The organism is Bradyrhizobium brasilense (assembly GCF_029714345.1).
GTDB classification, from domain to species: Bacteria; Pseudomonadota; Alphaproteobacteria; order Rhizobiales; family Xanthobacteraceae; genus Bradyrhizobium; species Bradyrhizobium australafricanum.
Genome location: NZ_CP121669.1, coordinates 7,056,600 through 7,078,989, shown reverse-complemented (window position 1 = coordinate 7,078,989; position 22,390 = coordinate 7,056,600). Strand labels below are relative to the sequence as shown.

Below are 22,390 nucleotides of genomic sequence, written 5' to 3'. Positions count from 1 at the left end.
GCGGACGGCTACCCGCCATGGAAGGTGTGAGCGCATTGGCATGCTGAAGAAGGAAACAATAGCGGATCTGGCGAACGAGTTGCACGGCTTGCCGCTGGATGAAGAGCGGGCGGCGGCGCTGGCCGATCATGTTGTCCGGCTGAATTCGCTCGTCCGGGCGAGCGCATCGCAGCTGGCGGGAGGTGACGAGCCGGCGCAGTTCGCCCGGATGCTGGCCCTGTTGAAGCGTCCGGCGGGTACGTGATGCAGGAGATCACCTCCCTCGGCCTGTGCGAGCTCGCTGATGCGATCAGGCAAGGCCGCATTTCCTCCTGCGAGGCGGTCACGGCATGTCTCGAGCGGATCGATGCCTGGCAGCCGCGGATAAACGCATTCGTTGCGGTCGATCGGGAAGGAGCACTGGCATCGGCCCGGCACGCCGACCGCAGCCTTGCCGAAGGTCGCATCCTTGGGCCCTTGCATGGTGTGCCGCTTGCGCACAAGGACATGTTCGCAAGAACCGGACGCACCGCAAGTTGCGGCTCCCGGATTTTTTCGGGCGAGGTCGCAAAAGAGACAGCAACCGTGCTGGAGCGGCTGGACAGCGCGGGCGCCGTCGAGATCGGCACTCTCAACATGACCGAGCTGGCAGGCTCCGATACGCCGGGAGAAGAGCCGCTCGGGGCATGCCATAACCCCTGGAATACCCAACGTTTCAACCCCGGCTCATCGTATGGCCCGGCTGCGGCGCTTGCCGCCCGCCTGATCTTCGGCTCCCTTGGATCCTGCACCGGTGGATCGATCCGGATTCCTGCCGCCGTATGCGGCGTGACCGGACTGAAGCCGACCTGCGGCCGGGTCAGCCGGCACGGCGCGCTGACCCGCTCCTGGTCTCTCGATACGATCGGGCCGATGGCGCGAACGGCCCGGGACGTGGCCAGATTGCTGGGCTGCATCGGCGGCTTTGATGCGCGCGATCCGGCCTCCAGCGACGAGCCGGTCCCCGACTATGAGCAAGGCCTCTCCACAAGGCTCGCCGGCATCCGGTTTGCCGTGCAGCGGCGGTTCTGGTCCGTGGTCGATCCCGATGTGGCCGATGCGCTGGCCTGCTTCCAGGAGATCCTGGCGCGCGAAGGCGCCGCGATCAGGCCGGCGGATCTTCCCGACGGGCACCTGCTCTGGGACCTCGCCTCGGTGCTCAGCGATTGTGAAACCGCAACCGTGTTCGGCCGCGATCTGCGCGAGCGCGGCGATGAAATCACGGAAGCCAACCGCAACCAGCTGCAGCGCGGCAACTTTATCCCGGCGCCGCGTTATCTGGAGGCCCTGGCGCTGCGCGGCCGCCACCTGCGTGAATTCTGCGAGCGGGTATTCGCGGATGCGGATGTGCTGCTGACGCCGGCCCTGCCTCTTCCGTCGCCGGCGATCGAGAAGATGCGCGACGAACGCTTCGCCGACGAGTTCAATCGCAGCCGCGTCATCAACATATACACGAGGCCGTTCAACTATCTGGGGCTGCCCGCGCTGAGCGTGCCTTGCGGCTTCACGGCGGACGGCATGCCGGTCGCCTGCCAGCTCGTCGGCCGGCCGTTCGACGAAGCGACACTGCTGGCCGTTGCCCATGCCTATCAGGGCCTCACCGACTGGCACCACCGCTCGCCGCAGATTTGACCGACCACGCTCGAAAACAGGGAAGACAATTTTATGAGAAGACCGCAAACCGGAATGTTGTTCGCCGGGGAAGAGCGTGTGGAGCATTCCGGTGTGCGGGGCCTGAGGTACTTCAGACCTGGAAACAGTGATTGCCCGCTTGTCGTATTCCTGCCGGGCGGCGTGCATCTGGCGCGCATCAGTTACGGCGACCCGTTTTCCGACCGTGCCGACTTCCTGGATCACTGGCTGGAGCAGAAGGGTATCGGGTTGCTCGCCCTGTCGTATCCGACCGATCATCCGTCCATTGGCGCGATCGTGCCTGACCTGACCATCGCGGGCTGGGCCAGCTGGATCGCGTCTGCTACCTTGGATGTATTGCGCGAAACGCCGGATCGTCCCGTCGCGGTCGCAATGTGGAGCATGGCCGGTCGCTCGGTTGCCGCCGTCAACACGGCCCTGAAGGCCGCCGGTATAGATGCCGTCTGCTTTCTGTCGCTGGCCGCCTCGCCACCGATTGCCGGGCTCAATTTTGTGCAGCCGGGGGGCGATCCTCTGACGTCGGGCGGCCTCTGGACAGGAGGCGTATATATCGACGGCTTTCTGCCGGGCCTCTCGCAGCAGAACCAGATCAACGGACACAGGATTCTCGACGAACAGCTTTATCTGGAACACTATCTCTGCAACACGCCTGTCATGCTTCGGGGCACGCCCCAGCGCTTCTCGGATCAGGGCACATTCTGGAATTTCGAGGACGCTCATGACGACATGAGGGCCTCTTTTTTTTCCGAATTTCCGTTGACCGCAACGATCAGTCCCACAGACAGGTCCGACGACGGGCACGCCCTCGGTGACCCGATCAACTGGAATTTCTTCAATATACAGATGATCCGCGCACAGGCCCGGGCGCTCGATTTCGATGACGGGCAATGGAAGGAGTTACGTGCGCTGACCCGGACGCTTCCCTCGCGCCTGTCCAGGGACGTCGCCGGCGGGCATTTCTTTTTTGCAGGCGCGTACGGGGCCGAGCAAACAGCCCACCATATCACGGAACTATATTCCGCGGTGCGCAGCCTTCGCACCGAAATCAGGGCGCTTCTTGAATGAAAGTCGCCGCTTGCCGGAAGTCTTGAACAAAGGGCCCGCGAGAGCCTTCGCGAGATCACCCCGATGCCGGAAGTCTTCATTGCTCCTGATCAGGAATGTCGTGTGAGGGAAGATCGTTACCTGCGATCCGAAACCGCTATCGGAAAAGCTGCTCATGGCGCCCGACGTTGCCGGCAGGCGGCGGCCGCATCGGCCCACGGCAGTGACCGTTGAATGACATCTGGCATCGTTCAAACGGCCAGCATGCAGCGCTCTCAGATCGCGGCTGCGGGCGCCGTCACAAGCATTGCCTTGAGCTCCTCGACCGTAAACGGCGGGTCACGGCGATGAGCCACCCGGTGGCAGTTCGGACAGAGCGGCACAAGATCGGTTGCAGGATTGATGCAGTAGTCCGGGCCAAGTTTCGAAACCGGCGTCAGGTGATGAACCTCGATGAGCCCGACGGCCGCGACCCCGTAACGGTCGCCAAGGTCGGAGCTGCAGACAACGCAGGCATAGCCGTGGATGGCGAGCGCTGCCGCGCGGTTGCGCCGGTCGCGCTCGTAGCGGTTGACCTCGACCTGCGTTCTTGCTCCCTCGGGAAAACCGGCCTGCAGGTTTTCGCTCAGGGGCTCGTCCTGCTCGAGCGGCAGCAGCGCGATGATCGCGGCGGTGACCTGCTGGGTCCACGCACAGATCTTTTCGTTGTCTGCCTCCCCGTTACCGAGATCGAGCTGGCCGCGACGCACGGACAGTTCAAACCGCACCCATTCGGCGTCCCAGCCGGACGGATCCTCCGGCTTCGCCGGTTGACCGTTGATCTTCAGGGTGACCGTTGCGCCGTCGCGGATGCATCCGGCGAGCACAGCCGCGCAGCTGCTGCGCGCGCCGCGATCGGCGAGGCCCATATGGCGAACGAAGTCGCCCGCAAACGAGCCGGGGACGAAGCTCACTTCCACATTGCGCCAGCCGACCGCCGTCTGGATGATGAAGGTGTTCTGGACCGGCAGACCTGATGGAAAGATCCGGAGCGTATCGGCTCCCGTCAGGCGTCGTCCCTCGAACGGCAATCCGCAGCTGCCGGAGACCAGCCTTGCCAGCGCGCCAGGCTCAAGCGGCATTCTCGTTCAGCTCCGGATCAGGCAGACCTTCGACGAGTTTTGACAGGATCTTCGACAGCTCGAAGCGCATATCCTTGAAGTGTTCCATCGTCTCGTCGTGATAAGCTGACCACTCTGCGACGGCAAGGGCCCACATCAGGGAGTCCATGCCCTGCACCAGCACGCTCCTGTTCAGATTCGGAACGTAGACCTTGGCATAATAGGGATGGGACTGGTTGATGCGAACACCCCGGTGCCCCTGAATGATTGTCGGCTCGAAGAGCAATCCATTTTCGATGCTGTCGACCGTTGCAACGTATACTTCTCCAGGCTTCGCAGCCGCTGCGACAGGCAACTTGATCCTGAACTGACCGTGCGAGTTCTGAACCAGGCACTCACCCGTGTTCGGGTTGACGACATTGACCTTGGCGCCGCCAGCTGCCGCCTCGCGTTCCTTGATGGTCTTGTTCGATGCGTCATGCGCTCCCTGCGCAGCTTTGGAAATATCCTTCTTCTGGCCTTCGCGGTAACGCTGGTTGGCCATACGTCGCGGGGCGGTAAGGAACTGCTCGTTCAGCCAGGTCCAGAGCTCCTCGTTCAGGGCGATCTGACTTTTCTTGATGTCGAGATGAAAGACTTCATCAAGACGATGATCGAATGAAAACTCGATGCGCAGCAGATTGGCGTGCGGCTCCTTCTGGTACATGCCGAGCCAGTCGGCGTCCTTGATCAGGCGGTTTTCGCGGTAGATGTAGATGCCTTGATTGTCTGTAGATATCTCGGCCTCCCTGGCCATCTCCGCTGTGGGAAATTCTTCGCGGCGCGGCAGAATATAGGCCTTGACCGAAAACGATGCATCCTTCCCGGTCGGGGTTTCGACAGCGACGTCCTCGGTCGCCACCAGCTCCGAAAGCTCCGGCAGAAAGGGATTCCAGGCCTTCACGGCGGTGCCGTTCAGCCTGACGCTCACAGTTCGCGCACGCTTGTCCTTCGGATCGAGAAAGCGCTGGAAAACGCGGGCAAGGTGGCTGCGCAGCTGCTCTTCCTTCTGTTTCAGCGCCTTCTGGGCCGGCTTGCCGCCTGCATCCGCATAGTCCTTCAGCAGGCGGTCGACTTTCTGCCAGACCACAACGGTGCCCGATGAATTCTCCGCGACCTCCTCGAGATGCTCGACGATTTCATCGTCGACATCATCGCTGAGCAGGACCTCCCACTTGCCGCTGTCGGCGACATGGTCAAGGTCCCAGGTCGCTGCAAGCACCTTCGCCCTGGCCGATGCGCGCGACGCAACGGTCAGCCTGCGGGAGAAGGCAGTGGAGGCCGTCTTCAGGCCCAGACCGTACTTGCCGAGGCTCGCCGGATTCGGACGTAGTTTCGCGCCGTACGTCATTGCGTTGAGCAGATCGTCGCGGTTCATGCCGCAGCCATCATCAGCCAGTGACAGCGTGATGTTGCCGCGCAGGTCCATGTCGATGCGCAAATCGATGTTCTTCGCATCTGCCGCGATCGAGTTGTCGAGAATGTCGGCGACCGCAGTGTCGAATTCATAGCCGGTGTCGCGCAGGCCCATGATCATCCGCTTCGGATCCGGCGGAAGAATGATGCCTTCCTGCTTCTTTTTCTCTGCCACTTTTCAGCCCCTCCTAGATATCAATGATCTTCCAGCCGGCGGAGAGCCGCAATACGCCGCCCGCTGTCCGCATTGCCTGGTTCTTGCGGTGATGCCCTATCGAGAAATGGTCGCTCCCGGAGCGCTTCAATATGATTTCGTCACCGGGCCTGAGATTATGCCGGTGAAAGTAGGGTGTCATCCGGGTCAGACGATACTCGTTGCGCGTACCGCGTCCGTGAAGCCTGTTGTTGTAGTAGATGAAGGCAAATTCCCAGCGCTCGCCGGCTGCGTCCGCAAAGAACAGGTGAACCCGCGGATTGTATTCGTCCGGATCGAGATGCGGGAAAAACGAGACGACGCCCGAACTCCTGGGAATGAGGATACCGGCCTGGTGCGCCCCGGTTTCGCCGGCATCGTTGGCGCTCAGAATCTTGGAAATCTGGCCTGGACGCTTCATTTCCCCGGCGACCTCTCCGCCAGCGGCGAACGCTGCAGGGCCGCAAGGATGTCGGCGTAATCATCGGACTCGCCACGGATCCCGACAACGGCAGCCTCCGACAGGGTTCGCTTCCTGCCCAGCCGGTCATCAACCACTTCTTCCACTGTCCCCCCGCAAAACAGCCTGTGAACCGTGACCGGCCGGCTCTGGCCGCGCCGGTAAGCCCGGGCGGAAGCCTGGTCCTCGAGGGCAGGATTCCACTCCAGCGTGTAGTGTATCACATGGTTCGCGGCAGTGATATTCAGCCCGGCGCCCCCGGCTCTCGGATTAAGGACCAGGAGGGCGGGGCCACTTTCCGCGGAGAAGCGGTCAATGACCGGCTGGCGCTCGTCGATCGCCACGCGGCCGTCGATGTAGCCGGTAAATACCCCAAAACGCGCCGCGATATCCGCGACCACAATATCAGTCATCCCGGTATAGGCGGTGAACAGGATAGCTTTCTCGCCGCCCTCGAAAATTTCCTCGAGGATATCAACCAGCCGGCCATATTTCGAGAAGCCGGCAGGATCTTCGGTGCGGATCGTACCGTCAACCAGCCGTGGATGGCTGCAGAACATCCGCAGGCGAGTCAGCGCCACCAGCGTTGCCGAGGCACCGGACTGTGCTGCGATCTCCTCACGCATGGCCTCGTAGGTCTTCGCCTCGTTGTCCTCCAGCTCGATCACCTGGGGAATGTCGATGCGCCCGGGCAGGTCCCTTGCAACTTCCGACACCCGCCGTCGCAGCATGACGGGCGAGGCCAGCCGTTCAAGGCTGGTGGCGCCATCGAGGTCGTCCTCGAAGCGCTTCCGGAATTCTCCGGCGGTGCCGAGGTAACCGGGCAGAACCAGATCGGTGATGGACCACAGGTCGGTCAGCCGGTTCTCGACGGGCGTACCGGTCACTGCAATGGCCGAGCTGCGCCGCAGTTTCTTGACCGACCGTGCGCGAAGCGACTCGCTGTTCTTGATGTACTGCGCCTCGTCGCAGACCAGCATCGACCAGTTGATCATCATGAACAGGGAATTGTCGCGGACGACGGTATCGTAGGCCGTGATGACGACATCAAACTGCTTCAGGTCCGCAGGGCGGCCGGTTCGGCCGGGACCATGATGTTTGAGCGTGCGGATCTGTGATGCGAATTTTTTGAATTCGCGAACCCAGTTCTCGAGAAGCGAGCCGGGCGCCACGATCAAAACGGGCTCCTCACGCGGCTTCAACGGGTCGGCGATCGCGCCGATGACCTGAAGCGTTTTGCCAAGGCCCATCTCGTCGGCAAGGATGCCGCCCAGACCTTCGGCGGCAATGAACCGGCACCAGCGCCAGCCGTCGAGCTGGTAGGGATAGAGCGTCGCATGCACGTTTTGTGGCGTCGCATCCGACGGTGTCAGGAAGGACAGCGCGCCCGGAGGCCGCGTGTCGCCGCCGGCCTCGAAACCGGCCTGACGCATGGCCAGATACATCTGTAGCGAAACACGTTCGCCTGGATGCATCTTGTTCTTCGTCAGGAGCTGCCGGATTTCCGCGGCGGACTGGCCGTCGAGTGGATACCAGCGCCCGTCATAGAGGAAGTGACCGGCATCGAGCGCCCTGATGTCGGGAATCGGGATCGTCTTTCCGCGGTGTGTGCCGGTCAGGACCAGCAATTCCGCGCCGTCCTCTTGTTTCAGGGAAAGCCCGAGCTGCAGTGGATATCTGGAGAACCGCAGACTTTCGACCGCGCTCCCGTCGACCGCTTCCGGAATGAAACTGCGGTCGCCTTCACCGAAGTATCGAAAGATGTCTTCGGCAGACGGAATCTGTTCGCCCGCAGGCGAACGAACGCCAAGAATGCCGTCGCGCACAAACCAGCTGTACATGCCGCGCCCCGCTTAACCGCCCCTCCGCTTCCGCACAAGACCGGGAAAGTCCGGGACGTCCACAGGTCCGGACTGCTGCGCGGACGTAAACGCCGAAGGGATCGCATGGGCAATGACCGGCTGCAACCGCCTCATGCCTTGTTGCATGATGCCCGGCCGCAGATACAGGAAGATGCCCGGCGGAAATCCGCATGGTGGGGCGGTCGGCGGAACCATCGTCGAACATCGTTGCGGCGGAAGCGCCCTGGATTGCGTAGCGTGGATTTCGTGCCGGCCGGATCCGGGGCCGACGGTCTTGACCAGCGCCAGCTTGCTGACTGTCACGCCCTCGGCGAAGTCCGACAGCATGCCACGGCGCCAGTTCATCAGACACCGCGGATTTCAAGGCAGTCCTTGCGGGAACGCAGCCACGATGCCGACCGGTTGATGACCTCGGGGTAGGGCAGCCGGATCCTGCCTTTGAGTGCGCATTCCCAGACGACGCCGCACCGCCAGCCGGCTTCGCGCAGCGCGGCCTCGTTCCGTGCATCGACCTCGCGGTTGCGCGCGATCTTCGCTTTCCAGAATTCGGGCCGCGTCGACGGCATCCTGAACAGATGGCAGTCATGGCCGTGCCAGAAACACCCGTGCGCGAACAGGACGGCACTGTACCGGGGAAATACCAGATCGGGCCTGCCGGGCAGTCCTTTCACATGCAGCCGGTAGCGGAAGCCCTTTGCAAATAACCCGCGCCGGAGCAGCATTTCCGGATTCGTGTGGGCCCCCCGGATGCCAGCCATCATCCTGCTGCGCACGTCAGGGGTAACGACGTCAGCCATTGACGGCGACCGGCTGGCGATCGGGACGGGTGACCTTGCGGACGACGACGGGCCTCGCCGGAGCGGAAGCCTGTCTTGCGAGCGCCGCCTCAAGATGGGTCTTCATCGCCTTCGCCAGAAATTCGACCACGGGCACCACGACCGCGTTGCCGAATTGCCTGTAGGCCTGGGTATCGGAGACCACGATCCTGAATTTGCGCTTCTGGGTCTCGAAACCCATCAGACGCGCACATTCCGTCGGTGTCAGCCGGCGCGGACGTGTGCCGGGCTGTCTGACCAGAATTTCCGAGCCATCCTTGTAATAGCGGGCCGAAAGCGTCCGCGTGACATCGTCGGGCCCGAACAGGCCGAAGCCGAACCCGTTGCCAGCCGCCGTATGCTTCTCCTTGTAGGCCTGCAGGTACTTCCACAGATGCGGCGTGAGCGTGTACTTCGCGTCCACCTCGTCAGGCGACTGCAGGATGCTGCCGAGCCTGGGCCACTGGCTTCTGGGCGGCAGTTTCAGCCTGCTCAGGTCGAATGCGGTTGGTTCGCGGAAGCCCACGATGAAAATTCGCTCGCGGCGCTGCGGCACCCAGGGCTCCGAACTGATGACCCGGTGCTGGACGTGGTAGCCGAGTTCGTTCTTCAGGACATTGATGATGGTCGCAAACGTGCGGCCGCCGTCGTGGCGCTCCAGGTTCTTGACGTTCTCGAGCACGAATGCCGCAGGGCGGTGATGCGCGATAATCTGCGCCGTATCGAAGAACAGCGTGCCCTGGGTATCGCACAGAAACCCGTGGGGCCGGCCGAGGGCATTCTTCTTCGACACACCCGCTATGGAGAACGGCTGGCACGGGAAGCCGGCCAGCAGCAGGTCATGCTCGGGAATCCTGTCGGGGTTACCGGAGTACTCGCGAATATCGCCGCCGATGTCGTGATTGTCGGCGAAATTGTGCTTGTAGGTCTCCTGACACTTGAGGTCCCATTCGGACGTGAAAACGCAGCGCCCGCCGATCGACTGGAAGCCAAGTCTGAGGCCGCCGATGCCGGCGAACAGGTCGACGAACCGGATGCCCGGCGCCGCCGTCGGCACCTCGGCGAAACGGTTGTCGACAGCCTGGCGCATCTGGTCGAGGGCCAGCTTTGTGGGCCGGGTCTCGCCGCGCTCGTAGCGGTAGACCGTGCGCAGCTCCACCTTCAGCAAATCCGCCGTCTCGGGGATGGTCAGCCCGGCCCGTTCACGCAGTCCCTTGAATTCTGTCCGCTTCTTCGTCGGTTTCAGGCTCATGCTTCCGAATCATCCTGTGTCGATTTTTGACACCCTGACACTGAGTGTCCCAAAGTACAATTCAGATGCCCCCGGGAACAGGCCGGAATGTCCGGACCAGTACTGGAATGCCCACAATAAACAGGTTGCCTCGAAGCCGCAGTGTGCGACCAGGAGAAGCATCGGCGCCGGCAAGGCAATCCATTTGCCGGCAGATTATTTACAGATCGAAGCTTGACCGTCCGACGACCCGCCGCATGTCGGAGCCGAATTGGCTCAGTGGTCGGTAGAGCGCAGTGCCATTGAGGTTTACGGCAAACCGGGTTTCCCCGTTCTTGTCGAGCTTGCCGGCGATTTCCTGATGGGTATTGTCCGGCAGATAGATGGCACTGAATCCCATCCGCTTGAACAGACGCATCCTGCCCGGTGTCCAGAACTCGTGCGGCTGGCTGAAAAACCCGAACCCGATACCTTCGATGCTGTTTGCCGAATAGAGGAGGCGCTCCCTGGCTGCTTCCGTCTTGACGGAGATCAGCAGGTTGGTCGGCGCGCAGGGGATCATGATGTCGCCGAGGGCCTGACGGTCCTTCATCTTCTTCTGGTTGAGCAGGATGTGCCCGGGCATCCGCCATTTCGGCCACCCCTCGGCATCCGTCTCCATCCGCGGTATCTGCTCGTTCTGCAGCACCTCGCTGCAGAACATCTCCATGACCGTGCCGCCGATCGCCGAACCCTTTACCGGCGGAAACGCAAAGCTCTCCCGCCCTGGGTATTGTACCTGAAAGGCATCATAGACGTTGGCCGATGTTATGATGGCTCCAAGCGATATCTCGCAAAGATGCACGATGGCTTCGGCAGTCGCAGCCAGGTCAAGCTGGTTGAAAAGGCAGGGGCAGAGCCGGACAAGCCGCTCGATCAGCGCGGCGTTCGGAACAGGCAGCATTCTTGCGTATGGCGGCGACGAGAGCGGTCCGAAGTCTTTCGCAAGGGCAGCCAGCAGGACGGGCTTGTCGCCCTTTCGCGCCCGGAGAAGCGGCGATTCGACGACATCCTTCCAGCTTTTTGCGCCGTGCCCTGCAGGACAGTGCGGGTGCAAACAATCCATGGCGAATACCCGGAGATGCCTTTAGGCGATTCGCAATTGCAGATGGAGTCCGGGATTCCGTAATGCCCTGGCAAGGTCAGCAATACCACCTGCGTGCAGCATTCAGACAGAATACAGAAATGAAGAAGACGCGGAGAGAATTGCTCAAGTTCTCCGGCCCGACCACCCGCGTGCCGGAAAACTTGCGGAACAGGGTCCTCTACTGCCAGCACTACGAGCGCTTCAAGTATCCGTTCGAGTTCTGGACTGACTTCCGCGATGGCATTCCCGACCTTAAGAAAGGAGCGGCATCGTTTCATAGCCGCTATCACTGCCCGGGGCTTTAGCGAGGAGAGTCTGTCTGCAGCCCTGGAACACTCCAGGGATAATTTCGAGTCAATCGAAGAACTGCAGCCGCCATTCGAGCAAATGGCCGATAGCATCAGGATCGCGTGCTTTGGTTCCGAGCGGGACAATTTGCTCATGTGGTCTCACTATGGAGACGGGCTGCGCGGCTTCTGCATTGTGTTCGATGAAAAGCTGATGGTCGGGGCGAGACCTGAAGGCTACATCACCGATGTTGCCTGTCTCGCTGTCGCGCATGACCAGGAAGATTACCATATGACGGTGAAAGAATGCCCGCGGATTATCTCGCGCGCCTCACTGCGATTGTGAAAAAGGAATACGGCGATGTCCCGACGCGGGCAGCACGACGTTCATCGGATATTTATACCCTGATCATCGATAGTGCTTCGCTTGATATGGCTGCGCAGCTTCAGCTGGCAAGATGATAGAGGGGCGGCCTCGTCAAATTTCAATCGGAACTGCGGTACCAATCTGAACAGCAACGGGCGTGTAGATGTCGACGTCCTGCCGGGGCGCGAGGATGGATACTACCAAAGAGTAGTGGACGGACCGCTCGTAACGGCCCTCCTTCTTCCGCGTTCGCCACCAACCCAGGGTTGGATGGACCGCAATGTGTCCGCGGCGAGCAAGCTCCGCCGCAGTTCCATGCCAGGTATTGGAGTGGAGCGAACCGTTGGTCGGCTTGCCGGTGCCCAACTCCCAGCGGCCAGTTTCGCCCGCGTGGTCCTCGTCATAGTCCTCGTCACGGTCAAAGCTGTTGATACGCAGTTTGAACTGCTGAAGCGTCTCGGTCGGCCGGATGACCTTGAAGCGCAGACCGTGTGAGGGATAACCGTATTTTCGGTCCCACCCGCGCTCACCCGGGCTGGGTTCAATGAAATAAGAGAGCGTGACGCGCATCTCTATGGGCGTGTCGAACGGCAGGGCTTCCAGCGCTTCTTGCGGCCAGGGCAAGTGATGGTAATTGATATCTCTGCTTTTGACGGCGCTGTCTTCCTCGTCGAGAAAGAACGGCTGGATCGTCTCTTCGGCGATCAGCGTCAGATTATTCTGCGCGCTGTAAAACAGCATCTCTCGATCGGGCACGCCGTAGCCAAAAGTCCGGAGCAGTCGGGTTGTGTCGAGCGAACCGTCCGGATACCCCACGCGGTCGCGCATGGCGTCCGTCCAGCGCGCACTATGCACCATGAGCGCTCTGATGGTTTCCGGACGATAGTCAGGATAACGCGCCGCAACTTGACAAGCGAGGTTGGCGGCGAGTGCAGTCGCAGCGCTCGTATCCCTGAACTCCGCAAGTGGCGGTCGGCCGGCCTCGAACACGTAATTGGTAGTCAGCAGTTGCAGTTCAGGAAGAAAGTCGGGGTCGCTGGCGTCGGGCGGCAATCCCATATTCCCGGCTTCCATCACGATATCCGGTTTCAGGGGCGTCTTGCCGGAACGCGGCCAGGTGACCGAAGTGGTGCTGCCCGGTGCCAGGTCTCCCTGTTTTGCCAGAGCAGTCCACCCCGGGTTCGAGTCAGCGTCGATAAGGGCGCGATCTGTATATCCGCCAACGGTCAGCGCATTCCAGGCCTGGGCAGGATCATGCACCGGCGATGTTTCGTTGGATTCGGGGTAGTCTGCTCTTTCATCGAGTCCGGTGTTGCCGGCGGAGATCAGAATCATCCGCGGGGTATCGTTGATCGTCCCGAAAGCAAGATTGTCGATCGCGGCTGACCACGACGATGGTCGTCCCCTGTCGAGACCGTCGGTTGTTGTGATGGCCATGCAGTAAATTTTCCGGCGAGTGGTATCTACTTCCAGACGAGAAACGCCTTCGATCGTAACAGCGCCGTAGAGATCGGGGTCGTGAGGGTCGGCCGGATGAATAAGCTTCAAGGACTGAAGTCCGTGAGTGAGTTCTACGGGCCCGTCGCCCGCCAGGACTTCTGTCAGGTCCCCGTACAGCGCGAGTCCGGCCATCTGGGTGCCGTGACCGCCCTGATTGCCGTCGTGGGCACCCCACGCCTGCTTCAGTGTCTGCGCGTCATTATCACTGATAACCGCAGCGAGGAGAGGGTGACCCCGGTTAACGCCCGTATCGAGCAAGCCGACGACCGGCGAGCCAGCGGAAGCCGGCGTAAGGCGTGCAAGGGTATCCTCGATTTCGAGGGTCTGGTCCGCTGCGCTGCGGGTTGAGTAGAGATCGGCCGTAGCCCTGGCTTTGCGGACTTCAGCTATAACTCCAAGGATCCCGGCGCTTCTCGACAGTTGCTCCCGAGTGCCGCGCACGAGCACAACTGTCCGGTCAACAAACCTGAGTTCATTTGAGATGACTTCATAGCCAAAGTCGCCAGCGGCTTCCCGCATCCGCGCGAGCGGGTCTTCGCCTTCCTGGGCGGACCGCAGCCAGACCTCCCAGAAGAGGTTTGTGTTGGCCGGCGGGTAAAGGACCGGGTCATCGGTCCAGAGCTCGCGCAAGGTGGCAAGCTTGATGTTGGCAATACTCTCGACAAGCTTCTTGTTGTCCCGCTTGCCAGGAACGGCATCCCGGTAAGCTTCCAGCACCTTGATAAAACGCGTGATCTTGTTGTCAGGAACGATGACAGTCGCAATTGTCCGGTTCTGATCAGCGGTGATAACCGACAGGAGCTCGATGCCGCTTTTTCTCAGCTCGAGACTCTCGAACGCCAGCGGGAAATCCGGATCGCTCTCGAAAGCGAGGATGATGCCGGGAGATTCGTAGAATCCGTTTCCCACCTGAACCGGAAACCGGTCCCTCTGCGCGCGCGCTGTGTCCAGGGCCCCGCGTAGATGCGCCGCGTGCGTAGCCCGGTTACGGTCCGGCAGATTGAAGCGAGGTGAATGCCCTCGCGTTGCCGTATAACGGGCTGCCTCTGCAGGAGTATCCAGTAACAGGTGCGGATAACGTGGCATTCAGGATTTGAACTATTTCGTCGGCTTTCGATGAGCCAGCGCGCTCTTGCGTTCGGAGATCGCCGAGGCGAGATCCTTGCTGGTTATGTCACGACGTTCAATCAACGCATGCTTGATGGCGTCGGTGGCCGCACGAGTAACATCTGCATAGCTGAGGCCTTTGGCTTTTCTCGCCAGCGCAGGCCAGTTCGTTTCATCCGCGATCTTCCGGGAAGCAAACTTGAACTTCAGGGCTGCGATAATTTCTTGCTCACCTGGTAGCGAATATTCAACAATATCGTCGAACCGTCTGAAGAGGGCGCGATCAAGAATCGTCGGATGGTTTGTGGCTGCAATGATGACGCTGTCCGACTCGTCCTGCTCCACCATCTGCAGGAAGCTGTTAACGATGCGCCGGATTTCACCCACGTCATTACTCAGGCCCCGCTCGGAGCCGATGCTGTCGAATTCGTCAAACAGATAGACGGCTCTGGTCCGGGCGATAGCGTCAAAGATCAAACGCAGCTTGGCGCCTGTTTCACCCATGAAGCGGGTGATCAACCGGTCAAGACGAACCACAAAGAGCGGCAATGACAGTTCACCGGCGATTGCCGAGGCGGTCAGCGTCTTTCCGGTGCCCGGCGGCCCAACCAGTAGAAGCTTCTTGCGCGGCGCCAATCCATGAGCACGAATGTCTCGTATCGTCTTGTGCTCGCGGACGACGCGCTCGAGAATGGCCCCGGTTTTCGTGCCCAGCACGAGGTCATGAAGGCGCGTCTGCGGGTAGGTAACGGTCAGCAGATCGGCAATTTCGCCCCGGGGACGCGCAAGCGGAATGGGGGATGGCCCCGGAGAAGGCACCCTGGCTCGTGACTTGTCAATCAGGTCGCGCAACTCTTCAGCCAGCTTGCCGTGTCCGCTGCGGGCCTCGCCGGCAGCAATCTGCATGGCGATAGAATGGAACTGGGTGGCATCGCCTTCGGCATATGCCTTCAGAAGCGCCTTGAGTTGATCTGCGCTGGCCATGGGACGTACTTTGCTGCTCACTGTGCGACTCTACTGTCAGGTTGCAGATTCTGGCAACCACTACGATTTGCTGTGCCCTCATCTGGTGAATAAGTGCGGACGGCCGGACTCGAACCGGTACGGGCAATCCCAACGGATTTTTGTACCAGCGACGGCTTTCGCCGCCGCCAACCCGGCGTTTGTGGTCCGCACTATCCGTTCACCGCTGCGGGCCCGTCTGCTTTCTACACATTCCTGTTGCCAGCTTGCTCGAGATTGCCGGTAAAGGCTTCCTCGGGAACGCTCAAACTGGCTCAACTCCCTTCGTGGTAAAGCCATTGATTTTGTCAATTTTTCTTCCGGCGCGATGGACTTGGATAAGATGCATCATCCCGTTCTGCGGGCAAGAAGATGCAGAATCCAGATCGATGCAGCGGGATCTGACTGCGGCTGTCTTGATCGATTCTTGCGCGGGGGCCTTTTGCCAGATCTCGTTGCGCACATCGAAGTGCCGGCCGGTCGTGATGAGGTCGTCGTGATTCACCTCGACCGCCTGCAAGAGTTGTTTGCTGCGCCGAACCTGTGCGTGGCACATGCCGTCAATGCCAGCCCTCGCTCATGCCTGTTTTCGTTTATGCTGCCGTGTCCCGGGTTGCCGCGACGCGTCCCGGCCGCGGGAGACGATGCGATACATTGCAACAAAGTAGCGGACCTGTTTTTTCGAAGGTTCATTCTGCAAGGTGGCATCGCATTTCCGCAACAGGCGATCGAGTTATTCGATGCGCGTCATCCACCTGTAGCAATTCAGGTGTGTGTGCTCTCTCACAGCGGCGACGCGTTCAAGCGAAGAGGCAGCGCAAGGACGTGCTCTGCAAGCGCTTGAAAATCGGGTAATGATGATGGCCACACATGTATCGAGGGTATCGGAACGGGCGACGGCTGCCGTTGTCTTTACTGCCCGACTTGCGACGCTCGCCATGGCCAAGGCCAGCGCCATGGACGGCGCGGTATCCTGTCAATGAGCGGCGCCACATCCACCAGCCACCTGTCGCCGGGTGCCGCGGCTCTTCGACATGCCGTGCTGCTTGCCACCGGAGCGGTGATGCTCGCTCCTTTTGTCTGGATGGTATCGCTGTCGATCAAGCCGCCGGGCGAAATCTTCCACGCATCGTTCTGGCCGGCGCAATTCCATGGCGTCGAGAATTACACGAGGGCGCTCACCGAGGCGCCGCTGCCGCGCTATATGAGCAATGGCCTGATCGTCTGCGCCCTCATCCTGTCGCTCCAGATTATCGTCTGCGCCCCTTGCGCATATGCGCTCGCCAAGCTTCGCTTTCCCGGCCGCGATCTGCTGTTCGGCATGGTGATGATCGGCCTGCTCCTGCCGCAACAGGTGCTCTCGCTGCCGCTTTTCGTCCTCGCCTACCAGCTCGGCATCCTCAACACCTACGCGGCGCTCGTCTTCCCTTACATGGTTTCGCCCTTCGGCATCTTCCTGTTCCGGCAGTTCTTCAGGACCGTTCCTGATGACGTGGTCCACGCCGCGCGGCTCGACGGTCTCTCCGAACTCGCCATCGTCTGGAGGATCATGGTTCCGATGGCGCTGCCGGCGATCATCGCTTTCTCGGTCTTTTCGGTGGTCGGTCACTGGAACGATCTTTTCTGGCCGCTGATCGCGGTGCGCGACCAGTCGCTGATGCCGCCGCCGCTCGGCATTGTGGCCTTCCGGAACGGGGAGGCCGGCAATGACTACGGTCCTCTCATGGCCGCATCCACTCTCGTCGTGCTGCCCCTCGTCATCGCTTTTCTTGCTGCGCAGCGCTGGTTCGTCGAGGGGCTGACCGGCGGAGCCGTCAAACAATAGGCCAACGGAGAAGATCGATGCCTCTTTCACGCAGGACCTTCCTGTCGACGGCAACGGCTGCGGCCGCAACGCCGATCCTTGGCGCCGCCGCGCTTCCGCAGACGACGATCCGCCTTTCCTATGCGTCCGCCCCTGCGAGGGGTCTGTATCAGTCGCTTGCGCAGCGTTTCATGGAGACCCGTCCCGATATCAGGGTCGTTCTTGACAGCCCCGCCGTCGACTATGACGGCCTCGTCCAGCAGACCTTGCGGCAGAACATAACGAAGCAGCTGCCCGACATTTCCCACCAGGGGCTGAACCAGATCCGGCCCCTTGCCGATCGCGGGATAGTCGTGCCGCTTGATCGCTTCATCGCAGGCGATCCGGCGTGGAAGACGATCGGCGTTCCGCAGGCCATGACGTCTTTTGCGTCATACGGCGGCAAGACATGCGCCCTGCCGTTCGCAATTTCCGTTCCCGTGCTCTTCTACAACATGGATCTCGTGAAGAAGGCCGGCGGTGATCCTGACAGGCTGCCTGACGACTGGGATGGCGTGATCGCGCTCGGCAGGAAAATCGGTGCCCTCGGCGAGGGGACCGGCGGCCTCTATGTCGAATACACCAACAACGGCTGGTCGTTCCAGACGCTGGTGGCTGCCTTCGGCGGCCGGATGATGAGCGAGGACGAAACAAGGATCACCTTCGACGGCCCGGCCGGCCTTCAGGCGCTGCAGCTGTTGCAGCGTCTCGGAAAGGAGGGCCAGCCGGCGCTTAATACAGAGCAGGCCCGGCAGGCGTTCCGGGCGGGAAAGCTCGGTATCCTGTTCACCGCAAGCAGTCTGTTGACCGGCTTCCAGCAGTCGGCCGCCGGCAATTTCCGGCTGAAGGTTGGATCATTGCCGGTCTCTTCGACGGCAGACAGACTTCCGGCCGGCGGCAACGGCATTGTCATGCTGACTGACGATGCCGACAGGCAGAAGGCCTGCTGGGAGTACATCAAGTTCGCAGTCGGGCCGGCCGGCCAGAAAGTCATGGTCGAGGCGACCGGCTACGTGCCGGTGAATCTCGCCGCGATCAGCGATCCTGCCGGGCTCGGCAGGTTCTTCGACGCGCACCCGGAGCATCGCATCGCCAGCCAGCGCCTTGCGATGATGACAGGCTGGTTCTCGTTTCCGGGCGAGAACAACTCCAGGATCATCAAGGCCATCGAGGATCACTGCTATCTCGTGGTCTCGCAGAAGCAGGATCCGGCTGCGGCGCTCTCGAGCCTCGGGAAGGACGTCGATGCGCTGCTGCCACACTGAGGATGGCCGGTACGGTTGTCCGCGACTCTACCGTTCATCCGTGCCCCCATGCGACGGCCTCTTTTGCCGGCAATCGATCCTGCGAAATGAAGCCTGTTCAGCCTGACCTTGAGATTTCCGCAACGGGCGCTCGCCGCTTTATTCCGGTCGATCTGGGCCCGCATGCGAATGCCGGACCGCAACAGGCCGCGGACGCCCGATGGCGCTGGAGCGAGAGGGGACCTGCGGTGCGGCAATGGCCGTCCGGTGGCGGCGCCCACCTCGAAGGCTTCCTGGCGGGCCATCAGTTCTTTTACGGCATTCCGTTTGACCTCGTCGATCCCGCGCTCAACGGCGGGCGCCGCTGGCTTGCATTGACTGACCAGGCCGGTCTCCTCGCGCAGCACGCGACAATCCACTTGCACCGGCCGCAGCGCGCTGCCGGCATTCTGGTTGCTCATTTCACTGACCTCGAGCAGTCAGATGCAAGGACCGGAGAACTGCTGGCGACCTATACGATCCTGTTCGCTGATGGCGGACGTGCGGAAATTCCCGTGCGACGAGGATTTGAAATCGCGGGGCGGCAGGGGACACTCGGCACGCAAGCCTGTGCCGCACTGCCTCATACCGCCTACCAGCCGGTGCACCGCGGCCCGGAGCGTCAGGACGGGCCGGTCGACAGCCGGGCCCGCTTCACCGGCATCACGACCGGGCCGGCGGGCAGCCGCCAGACCTGCTGGTTGATGGCGCTCGAAAACCCTTCGCCGATGAAAGAGATCGTTGCGATCGCCTTGACAGCCCGGCATGCCGATGTGGTTTTCGTTGCAGGCATCACCCTCTCGATCGAGTCAGCCAATCCGCTGCGCCGCGGGCCGCGGGAAGGCGTGATCATCGACCTTGCCGCCCTGGCCGGTACGAAGATCAGCGAGGCCTGTCCGGACGACTGCACGCCGGGGCTCCGGTTTGTCCCGGTCGATGGTTTTGCCCCGGAAGAGCTGGCTATGGCCGTTGATCTGGGGACGATTACCCGATGCTCGGCCTTGCCGCCGGAATCGCTCGACGAGTGGCTGGCGGCTCCGGTCAAGGGGTGGGGAGCTCCGGTGACGAAACAGCCCGCCTCGCTGGTCCATGCCGAAATCACAGCAGCGCAACAGGCCCGCCTGCTCCTGCGCAGGGGGAGTTCGCTGCTCAGCTTTCGCTGGCAGGATATTCTCGAGAACAGGTCACCCGTCAGGCTGGCCGCTCACGACCGGGTACGGCTCAAGGTGCGGGTCGTCGATGCCAGCAACGGCCAGGAGCTGCCCTCACGCGTTCACTTCCGCGGCGCCGCCGGCGAGTATTTGCCACCGCTCGCTCATACCGCGTTTGTCGACGATGCCTGGGGACAGCACGTCGGTGGCGATCTCAGGCTGGGCAGCATGGATTACGCCTACGTTCCGGGCCGTTTCGAAATCGTGCTGCCCGTTGGAAAGGTCGCCGCAGAAATCGTTCACGGCTTTGAATACAAGGTCATACGCACAGCTCTCGAGATCCGGCAAGGGCAAACCGAACTGCTCTTCGCGCTCGAGCGGTGGAGCGATATCCGCCGGCGCGGCTGGTATTGCGGCGATGTCCATGTCCACTTTCTTGACCCGGTCACGGCGACGCTGGAGAGCGCGGCGGAAGACGTCAATGTCACCAACCTTCTGGCCGCTCAATGGGGGCGCGCTTTCACAGGTGTCGGGCACGGCATCGCGCGCGAATACAACAGCGGCCTGTCCGATCGAATCGTGCGCATCGACAGCGAAAATCGCCATCACATGATGGGGGACGTTTTTTTGCTGAACCTCAACGAACCTGTCCTGCCGCTGTCGAGCGGCGGGGCCGAGCGGGATGAAATCGGCGGTTGGGAAGACGTCAGCCTCGTCGACTGGTGTGCGGCCTGCAAGATGCAGGGTGGCCTCGTGTTCAACCAGCTGATCCCCACGCCGCATGCGGAGGCGACCGCGGCCATTGTGCTCGGGTTGATCGACGCTGTGGAAGTCAGATGGTTCAACTTCGACTTCACCGCCCATCTGCACATCGACGGCCATTGGGGAGATACGCCGTTTGACTGTCCCGGCGTCCGGCAATGGTACGCCTACCTCAATGCGGGCTACCGCCTGCCTGCTGTCGGGGGCACCGACAAGATGTCCAGTGGTACCGCGCTGGGCGCGCTGCGCACCTACGCTTTTCTCGGCGACGGGGCGCAATTCGATTACGCAAGCTGGTGCAGCGCCATTGCGCATGGACATACCTTTGTCTCCACCGGCCCGCTGCTCGAACTGGACGTTGACGGCAGGATGCCCGGCGAGGAGATTCAGCTGGCCGAGGGGGGCGGGCAGATACGTATTACGGCGCAGGCCCGTTCGGCCCAGCCATTTGAAGTCATCGACCTCGTGCAGAATGGTCAGGTCGTCGCCAGCGCGAATGCAGGTGATGACGGACTTTCGGCTACCCTGGATGCAACGGTAACCATCGACCGCAGCTCATGGCTTGCGGCGCGTTGCTTCGGCCGCGGCAGGTTGCACACGCAACATCCCATCGACATCGGTGCCCATACTTCACCTGTCTACGTCCTCGTCGGTAACCGGCGTCAGACTTCGACAAAAGATGCAAGCTATCTGCTCACGCTGCTCGAGGGGGGCGCAGCCTACCTGGAGAAGCTCGCCGTCTGGCGCAGCGAGCGCCAGCGCCGGCGTCATCTGGCGCGCCTCGATGAAGGGCGGCAGGCGATCCTGCGCGATCATCCACTGGCACGCCCGCACTGGATGGCTCTGACCGGCGGGAGCTCCGATGACTGATGCCTGCGCGAGCGATCGCAACATCGCCAGCAAGGCCGGGCTGGCGTCAGAGCGTGCGACTGCATCCCGGGAGGACCTTTCATGACCTTGTCCGGGCTCGAACGAAGGGCAGGGGAGCGATCGCGGCCCTTCGACCGGGAACAGCTCGTCGCGAATGCCGCAGGCGAGTTCCTTGTGCATGCCCGCCTCGAAGGCGGTGGGCCTGTCGTGCTGTTCCTGCCAGGAGGAGCACACCTGGCACGCGTGGCCTACGGTCATCCCGGAGCGCGGCGAGAGGATTTTCTGGACCACCATCTCGAAGCCCGTGGACTGGCGCTGCTCGCCATTTCCTATCCGACCAGCAATGCGGTGTTTTCGAGGCCGGATCCCTTGATGACGTTGTCGCGGTGGGCGGCGGGTGTCGCGGAAGTCACGGCGAATATGGCTGGCCGGCGCCCGGTGCTGGTCGCCGGCTGGAGCATGGCTGGCAAGGGTGTGCTCCGCCTCAACCGTGCCCTGAAGGAACGCGGTGTCCCCGTGACCGGCTTTGTATCGCTTTGCGCGCGCCCGCCATGGCCGGGCCTTTCGCCCCGTCTGGCGGAGGGCGAGCCGGTCCGGGCGGACGGTCTGTGGGATTCCAGCCTGTACCACTACAGCACGATCGCGGGCCTTGAAGAGGTCAACCGGCTGGCCGGCCGCACGATCATCAGCAAGGAAACGCACAGCATCCACTATCACGGCGAGGGCCCGCTCATGCTTCGCGGCGAGGTCGACCGCCTCGATGTGGATGGACGGTTCACGAGCATTGAAGCTGCCCTCGCAGACTCGCAGGCCTTCGCCTTCGAACAGGCGCCGCTATGCGCAACGATCTCGCCGACGGCCTCGAGCGATGCGGAGCACGCTTTGGCTGATGCCGTGATATGGAGCGTCATCGGTCTGATGGGCCTGTTGCGCAACCATCTGGCAGGAGCTGACCTGAACCGGTTGCCGCGCGAGAGCTGGACCAGGCTGCGCGCCCTGGCCGGGGAGTGGCCGAGGGTCATGAACCGTACCGTCGAGGGAGGGCACTTTTTCTTTGTCGGAGAAACGGGCGCCGGCGCCACGGCCAGCGCACTGGCCGACCTCAACCGGCAACTGGCAGCCCTGACGGACGAACTGCAGGCTATCAGGGATGGTGTACCGCCGCGACCGGCGGAGGACTCGTATCGCTGAATCTCGACTGAAACAGCCGGGGCGAGGCCGCTCCGGCAGAAACCTGATGCCGCCAACGTTCCGGTCGCAA

General features: G+C 61.9%; 20 protein-coding genes. 9 read left to right on the top strand and 11 right to left on the bottom strand.

The genetic code is table 11. The annotated features are described in order from the left end of the window. Positions 1–40: 40 nt before the first annotated feature. The 3 genes from QA635_RS32840 to QA635_RS32830 are packed head-to-tail and all read left to right on the top strand — an operon-like array spanning position 41 to position 2,736. Positions 41–244 carry a hypothetical protein gene (locus tag QA635_RS32840; RefSeq protein ID WP_283063814.1) on the top strand — a complete coding sequence of 68 codons (204 nt, stop codon included), beginning with the start codon at positions 41–43 and terminating at the stop codon, positions 242–244. Further along, entirely contained in the window at positions 244–1,650 is a 1,407-nt protein-coding gene (locus QA635_RS32835) for an amidase (protein ID WP_283063813.1), read from the top strand. Before QA635_RS32840 ends, QA635_RS32835 begins: the two co-directional genes overlap by 1 nt. A gap of 54 nt (positions 1,651–1,704) precedes the next feature. Further along, positions 1,705–2,736 (top strand): hypothetical protein, encoded by a 1,032-nt coding sequence (locus tag QA635_RS32830; protein ID WP_283063812.1) that lies wholly within the window; start codon positions 1,705–1,707, stop codon positions 2,734–2,736. A 254-nt stretch (positions 2,737–2,990) separates the two neighbouring features. Here the strand turns inward: QA635_RS32830 and QA635_RS32825 are convergent, their stop codons facing one another. From QA635_RS32825 to QA635_RS32790, 8 genes are all read right to left on the bottom strand, one after another. Continuing rightward, on the bottom strand, positions 2,991–3,836 hold the full coding sequence (locus tag QA635_RS32825) for an HNH endonuclease (protein ID WP_283063811.1): 846 nt from the start codon (positions 3,834–3,836) through the stop codon (positions 2,991–2,993). Next, positions 3,826–5,391: an ATP-binding protein gene (locus QA635_RS32820; protein WP_283063810.1), complete on the bottom strand. Its 1,566-nt coding sequence runs from the start codon at positions 5,389–5,391 to the stop codon at positions 3,826–3,828. The genes QA635_RS32825 and QA635_RS32820 overlap by 11 nt, the downstream gene beginning before the upstream one ends. 67 nt (positions 5,392–5,458) lie before the next feature. Then, the gene (locus QA635_RS32815; RefSeq protein WP_283063809.1) at positions 5,459–5,884 is read right to left on the bottom strand and encodes an EcoRII N-terminal effector-binding domain-containing protein; all 426 of its coding nucleotides are present in this window, start codon (positions 5,882–5,884) and stop codon (positions 5,459–5,461) included. Then, on the bottom strand, positions 5,881–7,764 hold the full coding sequence (locus QA635_RS32810) for a DEAD/DEAH box helicase (RefSeq protein ID WP_283063808.1): 1,884 nt from the start codon (positions 7,762–7,764) through the stop codon (positions 5,881–5,883). Before QA635_RS32810 ends, QA635_RS32815 begins: the two co-directional genes overlap by 4 nt. A 12-nt stretch (positions 7,765–7,776) precedes the next feature. After that, positions 7,777–8,130, bottom strand: a complete 354-nt coding sequence (locus QA635_RS32805) for a hypothetical protein (RefSeq protein ID WP_283063807.1) — start codon at positions 8,128–8,130, stop codon at positions 7,777–7,779. After that, on the bottom strand, positions 8,130–8,582 hold the full coding sequence (locus QA635_RS32800; RefSeq protein ID WP_283063806.1) for a very short patch repair endonuclease: 453 nt from the start codon (positions 8,580–8,582) through the stop codon (positions 8,130–8,132). Before QA635_RS32800 ends, QA635_RS32805 begins: the two co-directional genes overlap by 1 nt. Continuing rightward, positions 8,575–9,852 (bottom strand): DNA (cytosine-5-)-methyltransferase, encoded by a 1,278-nt coding sequence (gene dcm / locus QA635_RS32795; protein ID WP_283063805.1) that lies wholly within the window; start codon positions 9,850–9,852, stop codon positions 8,575–8,577. Before dcm ends, QA635_RS32800 begins: the two co-directional genes overlap by 8 nt. 199 nt (positions 9,853–10,051) lie before the next feature. Continuing rightward, positions 10,052–10,936: a hypothetical protein gene (locus QA635_RS32790; RefSeq protein WP_283063804.1), complete on the bottom strand. Its 885-nt coding sequence runs from the start codon at positions 10,934–10,936 to the stop codon at positions 10,052–10,054. Positions 10,937–10,998: 62 nt separating this feature from the next. Between QA635_RS32790 and QA635_RS32785 the strand changes: the two genes are divergently transcribed. Then, a complete protein-coding gene (locus QA635_RS32785; protein ID WP_283063803.1) occupies positions 10,999–11,262 on the top strand; it encodes a hypothetical protein in 264 nt (87 codons plus the stop codon). An 82-nt stretch (positions 11,263–11,344) separates the two neighbouring features. After that, positions 11,345–11,590 carry a DUF2971 domain-containing protein gene (locus tag QA635_RS32780; RefSeq protein ID WP_283063802.1) on the top strand — a complete coding sequence of 82 codons (246 nt, stop codon included), beginning with the start codon at positions 11,345–11,347 and terminating at the stop codon, positions 11,588–11,590. A gap of 132 nt (positions 11,591–11,722) precedes the next feature. On the opposite strand, the gene QA635_RS32775 is transcribed toward QA635_RS32780, so the two are convergent. The 3 genes from QA635_RS32775 to QA635_RS32765 form a co-directional block, all read right to left on the bottom strand. Further along, positions 11,723–14,020: a S8 family peptidase gene (locus QA635_RS32775; protein WP_283063801.1), complete on the bottom strand. Its 2,298-nt coding sequence runs from the start codon at positions 14,018–14,020 to the stop codon at positions 11,723–11,725. Between the two features lie 189 nt (positions 14,021–14,209). Then, entirely contained in the window at positions 14,210–15,202 is a 993-nt protein-coding gene (locus QA635_RS32770; protein ID WP_283063800.1) for an AAA family ATPase, read from the bottom strand. Between the two features lie 283 nt (positions 15,203–15,485). Further along, positions 15,486–15,776, bottom strand: a complete 291-nt coding sequence (locus QA635_RS32765) for a hypothetical protein (RefSeq protein ID WP_283063799.1) — start codon at positions 15,774–15,776, stop codon at positions 15,486–15,488. 423 nt (positions 15,777–16,199) lie between these two features. Between QA635_RS32765 and QA635_RS32760 the strand changes: the two genes are divergently transcribed. The 4 genes from QA635_RS32760 to QA635_RS32745 all read left to right on the top strand — a co-directional run bounded on the left by QA635_RS32760 (position 16,200) and on the right by QA635_RS32745 (position 22,320). Next, positions 16,200–17,045, top strand: coding sequence for a carbohydrate ABC transporter permease (locus QA635_RS32760; RefSeq protein WP_283063798.1), 846 nt, complete (start codon positions 16,200–16,202; stop codon positions 17,043–17,045). A gap of 17 nt (positions 17,046–17,062) precedes the next feature. After that, a complete protein-coding gene (locus QA635_RS32755) occupies positions 17,063–18,328 on the top strand; it encodes an ABC transporter substrate-binding protein (protein ID WP_283063797.1) in 1,266 nt (421 codons plus the stop codon). 86 nt (positions 18,329–18,414) lie between these two features. Beyond that, positions 18,415–21,129, top strand: a complete 2,715-nt coding sequence (locus QA635_RS32750) for a CehA/McbA family metallohydrolase (protein WP_283063796.1) — start codon at positions 18,415–18,417, stop codon at positions 21,127–21,129. 81 nt (positions 21,130–21,210) lie between these two features. Then, positions 21,211–22,320, top strand: a complete 1,110-nt coding sequence (locus tag QA635_RS32745; protein WP_283063795.1) for a hypothetical protein — start codon at positions 21,211–21,213, stop codon at positions 22,318–22,320. Positions 22,321–22,390: the final 70 nt, after the last annotated feature.

What these genes read in the sequence shown, in the direction of transcription:
- QA635_RS32800 (WP_283063806.1), bottom strand. Translation starts at nt 8,582, where the DNA reads ATGGCTGACGTCGTTACCCCTGACGTGCGCAGCAGGATGATGGCTGGC.
- QA635_RS32770 (WP_283063800.1), bottom strand. Translation starts at nt 15,202, where the DNA reads ATGGCCAGCGCAGATCAACTCAAGGCGCTTCTGAAGGCATATGCCGAA.
- QA635_RS32825 (WP_283063811.1), bottom strand. Translation starts at nt 3,836, where the DNA reads ATGCCGCTTGAGCCTGGCGCGCTGGCAAGGCTGGTCTCCGGCAGCTGC.
- QA635_RS32785 (WP_283063803.1), top strand. Translation starts at nt 10,999, where the DNA reads ATGCCCTGGCAAGGTCAGCAATACCACCTGCGTGCAGCATTCAGACAG.
- QA635_RS32810 (WP_283063808.1), bottom strand. Translation starts at nt 7,764, where the DNA reads ATGTACAGCTGGTTTGTGCGCGACGGCATTCTTGGCGTTCGTTCGCCT.
- QA635_RS32745 (WP_283063795.1), top strand. Translation starts at nt 21,211, where the DNA reads ATGACCTTGTCCGGGCTCGAACGAAGGGCAGGGGAGCGATCGCGGCCC.
- QA635_RS32820 (WP_283063810.1), bottom strand. Translation starts at nt 5,391, where the DNA reads ATGATCATGGGCCTGCGCGACACCGGCTATGAATTCGACACTGCGGTC.
- QA635_RS32755 (WP_283063797.1), top strand. Translation starts at nt 17,063, where the DNA reads ATGCCTCTTTCACGCAGGACCTTCCTGTCGACGGCAACGGCTGCGGCC.
- QA635_RS32815 (WP_283063809.1), bottom strand. Translation starts at nt 5,884, where the DNA reads ATGAAGCGTCCAGGCCAGATTTCCAAGATTCTGAGCGCCAACGATGCC.
- dcm (WP_283063805.1), bottom strand. Translation starts at nt 9,852, where the DNA reads ATGAGCCTGAAACCGACGAAGAAGCGGACAGAATTCAAGGGACTGCGT.
- QA635_RS32835 (WP_283063813.1), top strand. Translation starts at nt 244, where the DNA reads ATGCAGGAGATCACCTCCCTCGGCCTGTGCGAGCTCGCTGATGCGATC.
- QA635_RS32830 (WP_283063812.1), top strand. Translation starts at nt 1,705, where the DNA reads ATGTTGTTCGCCGGGGAAGAGCGTGTGGAGCATTCCGGTGTGCGGGGC.
- QA635_RS32760 (WP_283063798.1), top strand. Translation starts at nt 16,200, where the DNA reads ATGAGCGGCGCCACATCCACCAGCCACCTGTCGCCGGGTGCCGCGGCT.
- QA635_RS32750 (WP_283063796.1), top strand. Translation starts at nt 18,415, where the DNA reads ATGAAGCCTGTTCAGCCTGACCTTGAGATTTCCGCAACGGGCGCTCGC.
- QA635_RS32765 (WP_283063799.1), bottom strand. Translation starts at nt 15,776, where the DNA reads ATGTGCCACGCACAGGTTCGGCGCAGCAAACAACTCTTGCAGGCGGTC.
- QA635_RS32840 (WP_283063814.1), top strand. Translation starts at nt 41, where the DNA reads ATGCTGAAGAAGGAAACAATAGCGGATCTGGCGAACGAGTTGCACGGC.
- QA635_RS32790 (WP_283063804.1), bottom strand. Translation starts at nt 10,936, where the DNA reads ATGGATTGTTTGCACCCGCACTGTCCTGCAGGGCACGGCGCAAAAAGC.
- QA635_RS32805 (WP_283063807.1), bottom strand. Translation starts at nt 8,130, where the DNA reads ATGAACTGGCGCCGTGGCATGCTGTCGGACTTCGCCGAGGGCGTGACA.
- QA635_RS32780 (WP_283063802.1), top strand. Translation starts at nt 11,345, where the DNA reads ATGGCCGATAGCATCAGGATCGCGTGCTTTGGTTCCGAGCGGGACAAT.